The 13,305-nt window shown below is 71.4% G+C and carries 13 protein-coding genes; 8 read left to right on the plus strand and 5 right to left on the minus strand.

What is annotated here, in order from left to right; genetic code table 11:
• Window positions 1–35 precede the first annotated feature (35 nt).
• Entirely contained in the window at window positions 36–464 is a 429-nt protein-coding gene (locus tag ACWTPI_RS21270; RefSeq protein WP_454732636.1) for a TOBE domain-containing protein, read from the plus strand.
• Window positions 465–477: 13 nt separating this feature from the next.
• Here the strand turns inward: ACWTPI_RS21270 and ACWTPI_RS21275 are convergent, their stop codons facing one another.
• On the minus strand, window positions 478–1,479 hold the full coding sequence (locus ACWTPI_RS21275; protein ID WP_454732637.1) for a molybdopterin-dependent oxidoreductase: 1,002 nt from the start codon (window positions 1,477–1,479) through the stop codon (window positions 478–480).
• Between the two features lie 193 nt (window positions 1,480–1,672).
• Between ACWTPI_RS21275 and ACWTPI_RS21280 the strand changes: the two genes are divergently transcribed.
• Window positions 1,673–2,074, plus strand: coding sequence for a winged helix-turn-helix domain-containing protein (locus ACWTPI_RS21280; protein WP_231401599.1), 402 nt, complete (start codon window positions 1,673–1,675; stop codon window positions 2,072–2,074).
• 156 nt (window positions 2,075–2,230) lie between these two features.
• Window positions 2,231–3,850 carry an inorganic phosphate transporter gene (locus ACWTPI_RS21285; protein ID WP_454732638.1) on the plus strand — a complete coding sequence of 540 codons (1,620 nt, stop codon included), beginning with the start codon at window positions 2,231–2,233 and terminating at the stop codon, window positions 3,848–3,850.
• A gap of 133 nt (window positions 3,851–3,983) precedes the next feature.
• Here ACWTPI_RS21285 and ACWTPI_RS21290 read toward each other — a convergent pair whose 3' ends face one another.
• Window positions 3,984–4,604: a flavodoxin family protein gene (locus tag ACWTPI_RS21290; RefSeq protein ID WP_020202787.1), complete on the minus strand. Its 621-nt coding sequence runs from the start codon at window positions 4,602–4,604 to the stop codon at window positions 3,984–3,986.
• Window positions 4,605–4,876: 272 nt separating this feature from the next.
• On the opposite strand from ACWTPI_RS21290, the gene ACWTPI_RS21295 reads away from it, so the two are divergent.
• The 4 genes from ACWTPI_RS21295 to ACWTPI_RS21310 all read left to right on the plus strand — a co-directional run bounded on the left by ACWTPI_RS21295 (window position 4,877) and on the right by ACWTPI_RS21310 (window position 10,201).
• A complete protein-coding gene (locus tag ACWTPI_RS21295; RefSeq protein ID WP_454732639.1) occupies window positions 4,877–5,506 on the plus strand; it encodes a DUF2239 family protein in 630 nt (209 codons plus the stop codon).
• A 103-nt stretch (window positions 5,507–5,609) separates the two neighbouring features.
• Entirely contained in the window at window positions 5,610–6,287 is a 678-nt protein-coding gene (locus tag ACWTPI_RS21300) for a DUF2846 domain-containing protein (RefSeq protein ID WP_454732640.1), read from the plus strand.
• Between the two features lie 53 nt (window positions 6,288–6,340).
• Window positions 6,341–7,645, plus strand: a complete 1,305-nt coding sequence (locus ACWTPI_RS21305) for a S1 family peptidase (RefSeq protein ID WP_020202790.1) — start codon at window positions 6,341–6,343, stop codon at window positions 7,643–7,645.
• Between the two features lie 114 nt (window positions 7,646–7,759).
• Window positions 7,760–10,201, plus strand: coding sequence for a penicillin-binding protein 1A (locus tag ACWTPI_RS21310; RefSeq protein ID WP_454732641.1), 2,442 nt, complete (start codon window positions 7,760–7,762; stop codon window positions 10,199–10,201).
• 24 nt (window positions 10,202–10,225) lie between these two features.
• Here the strand turns inward: ACWTPI_RS21310 and ACWTPI_RS21315 are convergent, their stop codons facing one another.
• The 3 genes from ACWTPI_RS21315 to ACWTPI_RS21325 all read right to left on the minus strand — a co-directional run bounded on the left by ACWTPI_RS21315 (window position 10,226) and on the right by ACWTPI_RS21325 (window position 12,244).
• A complete protein-coding gene (locus ACWTPI_RS21315) occupies window positions 10,226–10,801 on the minus strand; it encodes an AAA family ATPase (RefSeq protein WP_454732642.1) in 576 nt (191 codons plus the stop codon).
• A 4-nt stretch (window positions 10,802–10,805) separates the two neighbouring features.
• The gene (locus ACWTPI_RS21320; protein ID WP_020202793.1) at window positions 10,806–11,042 is read right to left on the minus strand and encodes a hypothetical protein; all 237 of its coding nucleotides are present in this window, start codon (window positions 11,040–11,042) and stop codon (window positions 10,806–10,808) included.
• Window positions 11,043–11,350: 308 nt separating this feature from the next.
• Window positions 11,351–12,244, minus strand: coding sequence for an alpha/beta fold hydrolase (locus tag ACWTPI_RS21325; protein ID WP_454732643.1), 894 nt, complete (start codon window positions 12,242–12,244; stop codon window positions 11,351–11,353).
• 141 nt (window positions 12,245–12,385) lie between these two features.
• Between ACWTPI_RS21325 and ACWTPI_RS21330 the strand changes: the two genes are divergently transcribed.
• Window positions 12,386–13,279: a LysR family transcriptional regulator gene (locus ACWTPI_RS21330; protein WP_020202795.1), complete on the plus strand. Its 894-nt coding sequence runs from the start codon at window positions 12,386–12,388 to the stop codon at window positions 13,277–13,279.
• Window positions 13,280–13,305 lie beyond the last annotated feature (26 nt).

Raw genomic sequence — 13,305 nt, forward strand, 5'->3', positions numbered from 1 at the left:
ACGACCAATCGATCAATCGACCAATCGAGGGGAAGATGAATATCAGCGCAAGAAACAAGCTCGACGGCAAGGTAAGCGCCATCCGCCAGGGCGCGGTCAACGACGAGATCGACCTGGAGATTGCCGGCGGCGTGCGCATCGTCGCCAGCATCACCGGCGAGAGCACCAGGCGGCTGGGGCTGGCCGTGGGCAAGGACGCCACCGCCCTGATCAAGGCCTCGTCGGTGATCGTCGGCGTGCCCGATCCGGGCACGCTGCTGTCGGCCCGCAACCAGCTCGTGGGCACGGTGTCGGTCATCAAGACCGGCGCCGTCAATTCGGAGGTCGCCATCGGCCTGCCGCAGGGCGGCGAGATCGTGGCCATCATCACCAACGAGAGCGTCGGCGGCCTCGGCCTGAAGCAGGGCGGCGCGGCCGTCGCCATCTTCAAGGCCTCCAGCGTGCTGCTGGCCGTGCGCGCCTGAGCCCGGCGCGGGCTCAGCGGGCGGGCGGCGCCGCGAACACCTCCAGGCTGACCAGCCTGGAGACGTGGCGGCCGGGCTTGCCGTCGCCCGGAATCACCAGCCGGGCAAAGCCGCCGGCGCCCAGCGGCGCGCCGTCCATCTCGTAGGCGATCAGGTCCGGCTGGTTGCCGAAGCCGGGCGCGATCTCGCCCAGCGCCACCAGCGCCTTGTAGCCGTCGCTGCCGGTGGCCACCACGTACATCGCCAGCATGCCGTTCTTCGCCGCGCCGGGCGCCAGGCCGGCCCGGGCATCGAGCAGGTCCCACAGGCTCGCGCCGGTATAGGTGTGGGCGCCGACCGTGCGCGTCACCGCCGGCAGTGCCTTGAGCGCGGCGAGGTCGAAGCTGCCGGGCTGCCTGACCGCCCCGCTCACCGCGATCCGGGTCGAGGGGGCGCCGTCCGCCGCGGCCACCGTGGAGCCGGACGCGCGCACTTCCAGCCGCCGCAGGCCGGCCACATAGCGCCCGCCCTCGCCGTCGCCGGGCGCGGTCACGCGCAGCGGGCCGCCGGCGGCCAGCGGCGCCGCCGCGCCGTCCACGGCCTCGCCATAGGCCACCAGGCTGGCGCGGTTGCCGAAGTCCGGCTTCAGTTCCGCGAGGGAAAAGACCACCCGGTAGCCGTCCGCGCCGGTGGCCAGCACATAGCGCGCCAGCGCGTCGTTCCTGGCTGCCGGGTCCGCCTGGATGCCCATGCCGTCGAGCAGGTTCCACAGCGGCGTGCCCACGTAGGTATGGGTCTGCGTGCCGCGGCTGCTGGCGAAGCTGACGGTCTGGGTGACGGCGGGCAGCGCGTGGAGTCGGGGCAGCGTGAGCGTTGCCGGGCGGTCGAGCGCGCCGGCCACCTGCAACTGGCCATCGGCCGGGGCCGGTGGCGCCACCACGCCGCCGGGGATGTTGGGGCCGCCGCATGCCGACAGCAGCAGCGGCACGAGGGCGGCGCACAACAATGCGGACAGCGGACCGTTCGGCTTGCGCATCTGGATTCCTCCCGTGGTTCCGCGGGCGCGCCGCGTGGCGGCGTTCCCGGCTGCCGGCGCGGCGCTCGCGGGGGCGCGGCCGGCGTTATGTCGACTCTAACATAGCGCGCGGCGCACATATCGGGACGGCGGCGGGCGCGTTCCGGGTGCGCATCGATACCGCCGCGGGGCCGCGCCGAGTTACCATCGCGTCATGGTCAAACTAGCCCGCTCCCGTACCACCGTCAGCCCGGACGCACCGCAGGCGCTCCTGCGCATGCGCATCATGCTCGGCGATACCATCGCCATCGGCCCCGGCAAGATCGCCCTGCTCGAAGCCATCCGCGCCTGCGGCTCCATCTCGGCCGCGGCCAAGCGCCTCGACATGTCCTACAAGCGGGCGTGGGACCTGCTCAACGAGATCAACCGCTCGCTGGCCCAGCCGGCGGTCGATTCCGAGCACGGCGGCTCGCAGGGCGGCGGCACGGTGCTCACGCCCGTCGGCGAGGAAGTGATCCGCCTCTACCGCGCCGCCGAGGCGCGCGCCGCCAAGGCCTGCGCGGGCGAGATCGACGGGCTGATCCGCCTGCTGGCCCGCCCCGGGCCCACGCCCTGAAACCGCCGCGGAAATGCCGGCCGCAGGCCGGCCGCGCACCCGGTTCCGCCTGGAAATAGTCCGCCCCCTTTGTGATGCGCATGAGACGCGCGTCATGGGAGTGTCATGCTCCGGCAGGAGGATGGCGCTTCATCTTTGCGCAAGGGGGAGCGGAACATGAGCAACACGATCGAAACGGCGCCCATCGCCGATGCGGGGCGCATGCGCCCCAACCTGGACCACCGGCCCGGCAAGCTCACCGGCCTGGCCTTCCTGCTGCTGGTCGCCGCGGGCGTGGCCTACACCGGCATGAGCCTGGTCCACGACCTGTCCTCGGCGGCGTCGATGCCGACCACGTGGCTGCCCTTCCTGCTGCTCGGCGTTGCCCTGCTGATCGCGCTGGGTTTCGAGTTCGTCAACGGCTTTCACGATACCGCCAACGCCGTGGCCACGGTGATCTACACCAACTCGCTGCCGCCGCAGTTCGCGGTGATGTGGTCCGGCGTGTTCAACTTCCTCGGCGTGCTGGTGTCGAGCGGCGCGGTGGCGTTCGGCGTGATCTCGCTGCTGCCGGTGGAGCTGATCCTGCAGGTGGGTTCCGCGGCCGGCTTCGCGATGGTGTTCGCGCTGCTGATCGCCGCCATCATCTGGAACCTCGGCACGTGGTGGCTCGGGCTGCCGGCGTCGTCGTCGCACACGCTGATCGGCTCGATCATCGGCGTGGGCGTGGCCAATGCGCTGATGCACGGGCGCGACGGCACCAGCGGCGTGGACTGGCCGCAGGCGATCAAGGTCGGCTACTCGCTGCTGCTCTCGCCGCTGGTCGGCTTCGGCTGCGCGGCCATCCTGCTGTTGCTGCTGCGCGCGCTGGTCCGGCGCCCCGAGCTGTATGCCGAGCCGGTCGCCAACAAGGCGCCGCCGCTGTGGATCCGCGGCCTGCTGGTGCTCACCTGCACTGGCGTGTCGTTCGCGCACGGCTCCAACGACGGGCAGAAGGGCATGGGCCTCATCATGCTGATCCTGGTCGGCACCGTGCCGCTGTCGTATGCGCTCAACCGCGCCATGCCGGTCGACGAGACGACCCGTTTCGCCGCCGTGGCCCAGATCACCAGCGAAGCTCTGCGGCACAGCGTGCCCGCGCCGGCGGCGGCCCCGTCCGACCCGCGCGGCGTGCTGTCGACCTACCTGCGCACCCACGAGTTCAACGCCGGCGTGGTGCCGGCGCTGGCCGTCGTCGCCGGCGGGATCGGCGACCAGGTGCGCGCGCACGACAGCCTGGCTGGCGTGCCGGCCGCCGCGGTGGCCAACGTGCGCAACGAGATGTATCTCGCCTCCGAGGCCATCCGCCTGCTGGAGAAGGAAAGCACCGTCAAGTTCGACGCCACCACCAGGGAAAACCTGGCCGCGTTCAAGCAGGAGATCGACGCCGCGACCAAGTTCATCCCGCTGTGGGTCAAGGTGGCCGTCGCCATCGCGCTCGGCCTCGGCACGATGGTCGGCTGGAAACGCATCGTCGTCACCGTGGGCGAGAAGATCGGCAAGACTCACCTGACCTACGCGCAGGGCGCGTCCGCCGAACTGGTGGCGATGGCCACCATCGGCGCGGCCGATGCCTTCGGCCTGCCGGTATCCACCACCCACGTGCTGTCGTCGGGCGTGGCCGGCACGATGGCGGCCAACCGCTCGGGCCTGCAGATGTCCACCATCCGCAACCTGATGATGGCCTGGGTGCTGACGCTGCCGGCGGCGATCCTGCTGTCGGGCTGCCTGTTCTGGCTGTTCTCGAAGCTGTTCTGAACGGACAAGGGGCCGGGCACTGGTATTGTCCGGTGCCCGGCCCCTGCCCTCACCGCCGCCATGCGCGGCGGCGGCGCCCGTGGCGTGCCCGCGGGTGCCCGTGCGTCAGGCCGCGGGTGCCCGTGCGTCAGGTTCAGGCAGCCTGCTTGACCGCCGCCAGCGCGCGCCGGCCGACGGCCAGTTGCCGCGCGACTTCCGCCACGCGCGCGCCCAGGTGTTCGGCGGTGCGCAGGTCGGCCAGCGGCGGCACCACGTCCGCGCTCTCGTCCGCGTTCGACTGCGCCGCGGCGCCGAGGAAGAAGCCGTGGCGGTTCAGCGTGTCTTCGGTCGACTTGGAGTTGTTGTGGCCCGGGGGCAGGCCCAGGTTGACCCAGTGCATGCCGTGCTGCGCGGCAAAGATGGACAACTGCTGCAGCGTGGCCAGCTTGTCGCCCGAGCGCGAGGCCGAGTTGGTGAAGCCCGCCGACACCTTGTTGGCCCACTTGCCGCCCTTGGCGAAGACGTTGCGCGAGGTGGCGTCCATGAAGCCCTTGAACTGCGCCGACGCGCTGCCCATGTAGGTCGGGGCGCCGAAGATGATGCCGTCCACGTTTTCCAGCGTGTCCCAGTGCTGGTCGATGTCGTCGATGCTGATCAGCAGGCTTTCCACGCCGTCCACGCCGGCGGCGCCGCGGGCGACGGCCTGGGCTTGCCTGGCGGTGTGGCCGTAGCCGCTGTGGTAGACGATGGCGATCTTGGTGGCGATGGCGCTCATGGCGATGTCCTCGATGATTGCGAAATTTTGAACTGCGGGATCTGGCTTCGGCTGGCTGTGTTGCCCGCCGGTGAAAGCAAGTTTAGGCAGGTGGCGCGGGCGTGCGTGACGGAAATATCAACAAGTCATTGAGGTAATTTGAATGTGGCCGCCTGTGCGGCCTGGCGTACCCGTGCCGTCCCTCTATTTTTACCCGGGTAATATTGACGATCCAATTTCACCCGGGTAATATTGGCGCCATCGTCCATCTTCCGCGGCAACGCCAGTCCGTCATGAGTGAGAACCAGCCAGTCCAGTACACCGCCTTCGAAGGCAGCCGGCGCATCGCCGCGGGCCCGCTCGCGCAAGTGGCGCGGCAGGTCAGGCAACGTTTCGCGGACCAGCCGGTCGCCGGCGTGCTGATCTTTTGCGACGACGACTGCCAGCAGGCGGAAGTCGATTTCCGCGGCAGCGCCGACGAGGTGGCCGCGCGCATCGCCGCCGCGGAGCAGGCCGCGTCTGCCACCACCACCGCCGTTACCGCCGTCGCGCCGGTGGACGAAGCCGGCGCGCCGCGCGGCCCCGGCCGTCCCCGGCTGGGCGTGGTGGCGCGCGAGGTCACGCTGCTGCCGCGCCATTGGGAATGGCTCGGCGCGCAACCGGGCGGCGCTTCGGTGGTGCTGCGCAGGCTGGTGGACGAGGCGCGCCGCGCCGGCGCGGGCAAGGACCGCATCCGCCACGCCCAGGAGGCCGGCTATCGCTTCATGGCCGCGGCCGCCGGCGGCGAGGCCAATTTCGAGGAAGTGGCGCGCGCCCTGTTCGCGGGAGACCGCGCGCGCTTCGACCAGCTGCTCGCGCCGTGGCCAGCCGACCTGCGCGGCTATCTCGCGCAGCGTGCCGAGGCCGCCTTCGCCGGGGAGTGAGGCAGCCGCGGCCGGCCGCGCCCTTGTCCAATCCGCATGGCCGCTGCAGAATACGGCCACAACGAAAAACGCAGAACCAGACCAGACGGGCGGGTATCGGGACATGGGTATCAAAGGGGTATTGCTGGCGGCCGGCACGGCTGCATGGCTGGTGTCGGGCTGCGCCTCGGGGCCGTCTTTCCAGGACGTGCAACAGGCCATGCCGCCCCTGCGCGCGGGCGAAGGCCGGATCTTCTTCCTGCGCTCCGCGTCGATGATGGGCGCCGCCATCCAGCCGGAGTTGCGCATCGACGAAGAGGTCGTGGGGCGCAGCCGTCCCGGCGGCTTCTTCTTCGTCGACCGCAAGCCCGGCAGCTTCGTCGCTTCGGCCACGACCGAGGTCGAAACCACATTGTCTTTCCGGTTGGCTGCGGGCGAGACCAAATATCTGCGCACCTCGATCGACTTTGGCCTGTTCGCCGGCCATGTGGTGCTGCGGGAGGAATATCCCGACGGCGCGCGCGCGGAACTGGCCAGCCTGGCTTACACGGGCGATCTGCCTGTGTCGGTGTCAGCCACCGGCTCCGCGCCGGCCGGCACGGCCGGGGCCGGCGTTGCCGCTGCGGTTCCCGCCGCGCCTGTTCCGGTGCCTGTCTCGGTGCCTATTCCGGCGCCTGTCCGCGCGCCTGTCCCGGCGCCGGTTGCCGCCGCTGTCGTTCCCGCGCGCTCGGCGCCCTCCGCGCCGGCGGACGCCGGCACGGTGCGCATGGACGACCTGCGCTACCTGATGCCGGCCCGATGAGGCGGCGCTTCGCTTCTCCCATCCAGGGACCACGGTTTTCTCTTTCCCCGCCCATGACCATCACGACCCGCACCCCGCGCCGCGCCGCGCTGTCCCTCGCGCCCGCGGCGCTCCTGCTTGCCGCCGCCAGCGCCCACGCGCTCGACAGCGCGCAACTGCTCGTCAGGCTCGCCCCCAGCGTCTACGGGGTGCGCACCACGGGCCAGAACAACGCGCCGCTGTCCTCGGGCTCGGCCGTGGTGATCGGGGCCGGGCAACTCGTCACGTCCTGCCACGTGCTGGCCGGCGCGCGCGGCATCGCCGTGCGCCGCGACAACGTGAGCTATGACGCCACGCTGGAAGCGCCCGACGTCGAGCGCGACCTGTGCCTGCTGCGCGTGGCCAATTTCAGCGCGCCGGCGGTGGCCGTCTCCACGGCGGCGGCGCCGTCCTTCGGCCAGAAGGTGGTGGCGGCCGCGAGCCCGGACGCCGCGGGCGTCGCGCTGCAGGAAGGCAGCGTGGCGGGTCTGCATGCCGGCGCGGACGGCAAGCTGGACCGCATCGAGGTCACGGCGCAGATGCCGGCCTCGTCCGGCGGCGGCGTGTTCGACGACAGCGGCCGGCTGGTGGGCGTGATCGCGGGGCGCGCCGATGCGGGCGACAAGCTACTCAAGGCCGTGCCCGCGGGCTGGATCGCGGCGGCCAGGGAGCGCGGCGTGGCGGCGATGGCCAGCTACCGGCAGTCGCCTCCGCCCGCCGCTCCCGCCGCTTCGCCGGGACCGGCGGCGGCAGCGGCGGTCGACGAAGCGGGCGCCGTCGTGGCCGGCAAGCAGTCGCCGGCGGTGGGCGAGGTCTGGCGCTACGACCTGCTCGACAAGCTCACCCGCAAGCGGCGCGAGGTGGTCTACCGCGTCGACAGGATCGACGGCGAGCGCGTGACCTTCAACCAGGGCGCGCGCATCGAGAGCCGCGATGGCCGCCTGGAGCGGCTCGTCACGCCCAGCGGCGGCGAGTTCGATGCCGCCTCGCCGCCGCACGGCTGGGTGCCCGACAACGTCAAGCCGGGCCAGCGCTGGAAGTACAGCTACAAGCAGCCCGGCTCCGAGCTGAGCACCGAACTCAGCGGCGAGGCCACCGGCGAGTCCACCATCACCGTGCCGGCGGGCAGCTTTCGCGTGCTGCGCATCAGCTACAAGGGTTATGTGATGCGGCCCTTCTACGGCTTTTCCTCCGGCGGTGCGCAGAGTTCCGTGCTCTACACGGCGGTGGCGTGGTACGCGCCCGAGCTGCGGCGCGTGGTGCGCTTCGATGCCACCTATGCCACGCGCTGGGAAAAGACGGACGAAAGCCTGATGCTGGTGGAGCATCGCTTCGATTAGGCGGCGCCGGCGCCACCCCGCTGCGCCGCGGTGCGTTTTTGGTAGGATGCAGGCCTTTCCATTGACGGCTGGCCGGCCGCGCGCCGGGCCGCGCCGCCGTCCGCCGCTCGCTTCATGAATCTGGAACAGATCAAGACCTTCGCCGCCGGCCGCCTTGCCTTCCTCTCCCGCCTGCGGCGCCCCACGCGCCGCGGCGTGCTCAGGGCGGTGGCCGCCGTGCCGCTGCTGTTCCTGCTGTACGTGGTGGTGCTGGTGCCGTTCACCCCGGGCATCCGCGACATCCGCAAGGCCAAGTCCGACCGGCCCGCGCAGGTGCTCTCGGCCGACGGCAAGGAACTGGCCGTGTACAAGTGGGCCAACCGCGAATGGGTCCGGCTGGCGGACATCTCGCCCAACGTCACCGCCGCGCTGATCGCCACCGAGGACCACCGCTTCTACCAGCACTTCGGGCTGGACTGGCGCCGGCTCGGCTCGGCCGCGCTGCGCACCTTCTCGGGCGACCGCCAGGGCGGCTCCACCATCACGCAGCAGCTCGCGCGCAATCTCTACCCCGACGAGATCGGCCGCGCGCCCACGCTCACGCGCAAGCTCAAGGAAGCGATCACCGCGCTGAAGATCGAGGCGCTCTACACCAAGGACGAGATCCTCGAGACCTATCTCAACACGGTGCCGTTCCTCTACAACGCCTACGGCATCGAGATGGCGGCGCGCACGTATTTCGACAAGTCCGCCGACCAGCTCGACGTGCTGGAAAGCGCCACGCTGATCGGCATGCTCAAGGGCAACAGCTACTACAACCCGGTCATCAACCCGGAGCGCGCGCTGCAGCGGCGCAACCTCGTGCTGGCGCAGATGGTCAAGTACGAGAAGCTGGCGCCGGCCCGGTTCGAGCAACTGAAGAAGCGGCCGCTGCGCATCGATTTCGAGCGCCAGACCGAGCCGCCCGGCCCGGCGCCGCACTTCGCGCAGCAGCTGCGCAAGTGGCTGATCAACTGGGCCGACCGCAACGACTACAACATCTACACCGACGGGCTGGTGGTGCGCACCACCATCGATTCGCGCCTGCAGGCGCTGGCCACGCAGGCCGTGGCGCGCCAGGGCAACCAGCTCCAGGGCATCGCCGACTCGGCGTGGTCGCAGCGCTCGGGCTGGTCCGCCGGCAGCGACCTGGTGCGGGCCTTCGTGCGCGAGACGCCGGAGTTCCGCGCCGCGCGCGAGGCCGGGCAGTCGCCCGAGGACGCCCTCAGGACGCTGCTGGCGGACCGCGCCTTCATGCAGGCGCTGCGCCAGTCCAAGACGCGCATCCAGGCCGGTTTCCTCGCGCTCGACCCGCGCAATGGCGAGATCAAGGCCTGGGTCGGCAGCCGCGATTTCACCCAGGACGCCTTCGACCACGTGCAGCAGGCCCAGCGCCAGCCCGGCTCCACCTTCAAGCCCTTCGTCTACGGCGCGGCCTTCGAGCAGGGCGCCAGCCCCGACGACACCTTCATCGACCAGCCCGTGGAAATCCCGCTGGCCGGCGGCGAAGTGTGGCGGCCCTCGGACGACGGCCCGCCCAGCGGGCGCGCCATGAGCCTGCGCGACGGCCTGGTGTATTCCAAGAACACCATCACCGCGCAACTGATGCAGACCGTCGGGCCCGACAAGGTGGCCCGGCTGGCGCGGGTCATGGGCGTGCGGCAAAGCAAGCTCGAGATCGTGCCGTCGCTGGCGCTCGGCACCAGCCCGGTCACGCTCAAGGAAATGGTCACGGCCTACGGCACCATCGCCAACCAGGGCGCCTACCTGGAGCCGGTGATGGTCACGCGCATCGAAGACCGCAACGGCGAAGTGCTGGAGACCTTCCGCCACGCCTCGCCCGAACGGGCGCTGCCGGTGGCCACCGCGCAGACGCTGCTCGACGTCATGCGCGGCGTGGTGGACCGCGGCACCGGCAGCAGCATCCGCAGCCGCTTCGGCATCCGTGCCGACGTCGCCGGCAAGACCGGCACCACGCAGGACAACGCCGACGGCTGGTTCATCCTGATGCACCCGCAACTGGTGGCCGGCGCGTGGGTCGGCTTCAACGACAGCCGCATCACGCTGCGCAGCGACTACTGGGGCCAGGGCGCGCACAGCGCGCTGCCGATGGTGGGCGACGTCTTCCAGCGCGCGCTGCGCACGCGGCTGATCGACGCCAACGTCCGCTTCGCCGAGCAGGAAGACAGCGGCTTCTGGGACACCATCGCCGGCACCGTGCGCGGCTGGTACCAGCGCCTGTTCGGCAGCGCGCCGAAGCCGGAGGCGCCGCCGCCGCCGCCCCGGCGCGCGCCGCGGCCCGCCGCCACCGAAAGCAGCGCGGCCGCCAGCGAGGCCAGCGCGGTTGCTCCGGCGCCGCCCGCCAGCGACAGCGGCGCGCCGTACCCTGGCGATGCCCCGGCATCGGCCGCGGTGCCCGCGCCGGCCGGCGCAGCGCCGCAGGCGGGCGCGCCAGTCTCGGGTTTGCCGCCCGCCGTGCCCGCGCCGGCACAGAATGACGGCGGCGTCAGCGAGGGTGGCGCGGCGCAGGCGCAGTAGCGGCCGGCGTCTGCGACCCCGAGGTCAATCGGACGATCCGCTCTGGAGCAGGACGTGGGGAGGGAATGCGGTGCGGGCCCATTCGGGCAAGCGGGACGACCGCCGCCGGAGCCGGCCTTCGTCCCAGGACAGGATCAGGCGGGCGCGCAGTGCCGCATTGTCGAGAGCAAAGCATCGGTCAGCAATGGCAAAGGCCGGAGCAAAATTGGCGAGGCTGCGGGCATGGCGGCGGCGTACATCGCCTGGCGGTACCCAGTGGCCACCCCTCGCCACCCGCTGGACGATCCGGGCGATGCACAGATCGGGGCCGGGGCCGCCGACGAAGACGAGATTGACCTTGTAGCCGGCTGCCCCGGCCCGGCGCATCAGCGCCAGTTCACGCTTGCCCGAGAGCGTGGTGTCGACGGCGAACGAAATGCCCTGCGCGAGAAGCGCTTCCTGCCGAAGAACCGCGCGCCTGCCGGCTTCCACCGGCGAGACCTGGTGTTCCGCGGCAATCGTGTCGGGAGAGATCACCGGAATGCGGCCGGCGAACCAGCGATCGGCGATGGTTGTCTTCCCGGCACCGTTCGGGCCTGCGATGACCCAAAGCTGAGCCAAGGGGCTAGATGGTCCGGACTACCGAAATGTGGCCGTCGACATCGACGGTCGCCAGCTCCCTGCTGCCGTCGGGATTCTTCTTGACGATGAAGCCGGGATATTCCGGATCGGCATAGTAGACGGGGCGTCCCTGGTCCAGGTGCTCCTGGGCGGCGGTTTCGCCCTGTGCATCGATGGCCCGTTCAAACTCGGCCGAGGTACGGAATACGTCATTGCCTTGCTTGACCGCGGTTGGCTGCATGCTGGCTCCTTTTGCGCACGCGTGCGCTTCGGTGGCGCCATTTTCTCACAGGGCGCGGTACTCCGACGCACTGGCCGGGGGACAAAATATGTGTCCGGAAATATCGCTTCCAGGGCATGCGGAACGCCGCCGGACGCCCCCGTCCGGCGACGTCGCGCCTGCCCGGCGACAACCCCGGCTCTGCCGGAACACGTTGCCCATGCGCGGCACCAGCGCCAGCGAGCGGGGGCGCGCCCGGGTACGGGAACCGGCGCAGCAGATGTATCCGGGCCAGGCGCGCCCGGCCGCGCATGCCGCCGCCCGCGCGGTCAGCCCGGCTGGGCGCAGAAGCGCAGGATGGCGGCGGCCACGGCCTCGGGCGCCTCGCGCTGCGGGAAGTGGCCCACGCCGTCGAGCACCTGGCGCGCGTAGCGCCCGGAGAAAAAGCCTTCCTTGCCCTCGGAACTGGCCGGCTGGTTGCACGTGTCGCGCCCGCCGTGCAGGACCAGCGTGGGCGCGGCCAGCACCGGCGCCGGGCACAGCGCGCGCTCGTCGGCGGCGTAGGCGGGATCGCCTTCGGCGAGGCCCCAGCGGTGCCGGTACGAATGCAGCACCACGGCGGCCCAGTCGGGGTTGTCGAAGGCCGCGGCGGCTTCGTCGAAGTCCTGTTCCGCGTACCAGCCCAGCGGCGACCACGTGTCCCACATTTGGCGCGCGAAGGCGCGCCGGTCCTGCGCCACGGTGCGCTCGCCGCGCGGCGTGGCCATGTACCAGTGATACCAGTAGTTGCGCGCCTGCTGCAGCGGGATGGCCTGGCGCGGGTCGTTGGTGCCGTAGCCGACCGACAGCATCACCAGGTGCGAGCCGGCGCGCGGCCGCAGCCCGAAGGCGTTGGCGGCGGCGCGCGCGCCCCAGTCGTGGCCGACCAGCAGCGGGTCGCGCAGCGCCAGCGCGTCGAGGAAGGCGAGCAGGTCGCGCCCGAGCGCCGCGAGCTGGCCGCTGCGCATGGTGGCGCCGTCGCGGAACCGCGTCGGGCCGAAGCCGCGCAGCGCCGGGCAGAGCACGCGGAAGCCGGCCCCGGCCAGTAGCGCGGCCACGCCGCGCCAGCTTTCCGGGCTGTCCGGCCAGCCGTGCACGAGCACCGCGGTGCGCGCGCCGCGCGGGTTCCATTCCAGGTAGCCGATGTCCAGCACGCTGGTACTGGCAAAGTGGTATGCCGTCATCGCGCGGCGCTCCTCGTGGGTAACAGGTTGGGTGGGGGGACCGGCCTGGTCAGCTTGAAACGATAGCACCCGCGCGATTTCCGATTCGTGATGAATTGGCTATGATTGTGAAGATTACGAAATCAATCTGGAGGGCATGACATGGATGCGATGCCGGCCTCGGCGGCCACGCTCGACATCGGCCTGCTGCGCACGTTCCTCGCCGTGGTGGATTGCGGCGGCTTCGCGCTGGCGGCCGAGTCGCTCAGCCTGACGCCGTCGGCCATCAGCGGCCATGTCAAGCGGCTGGAGCAGGGCGCCGGCGCGGTGCTGCTGGAGCGCACCACGCGCAGTTTCACGCTGACGCCGGACGGCGAGCTGCTGTATGCGTATGCGCGCAACATCGTCGCGCTGGAGCGCGAGCTGCGCGCGCGGCTGCGCGGCGCGCCCGTGCGCGGGCGCCTGCGCGTCGGCAGCTCGGAGGACTTCGCCGGCACCTGGCTGCCGCGCATGCTGCAGGCGTTCCGGCGCTGGCATCCGGACGTGTCGGTCGAGCTGAAGGTCGGCGCCTCGGCGGACCTGCTGCGCCAGCAGGAGCGCGGGCGCTTTGACATCGTGTTCGGCAAGCAGTGCTCCCGCGCGACGGGCGGCGAGCTGCTGTGGGAGGAGGAACTGGTGTGGGTCCACGCCGCCGACGCGCCGTTCGATCCCGAGGCCGAGGTCCAGCTGGCGGCGTTTCCCGAGCCGTGCGTGTACCGGGAGTCGGCGGTGGCGGCGCTGGCGCGCGTCGGGCGGCCCTGGCGGCTGGTGTTCGAGAGCAGCAGCATGGCCGGCTGCCTGTCCGCGGCGCGCGCCGGCTTCGCGGTCACGCCGGTGGCGCGCAGCCAGGTGCGCGAGGGCCTGCGCGTGCTGGACGGCCGCGACCGCATGCCGGCCCTGCCCAAGGCGCGCTTCTACGCCTTCGTGCGTGAAGGGGCGCCGGCCGCCCAGGTGCTGACGGACGCGGTGCGCGAAGCCGGCCGCCAGCACCGCTTCGGCGAGACCCGGGCCTGGTGAGCGGCGCCGGGCCGGCGGCGGCCGCA

The organism is Cupriavidus ulmosensis (genome assembly GCF_977008105.1).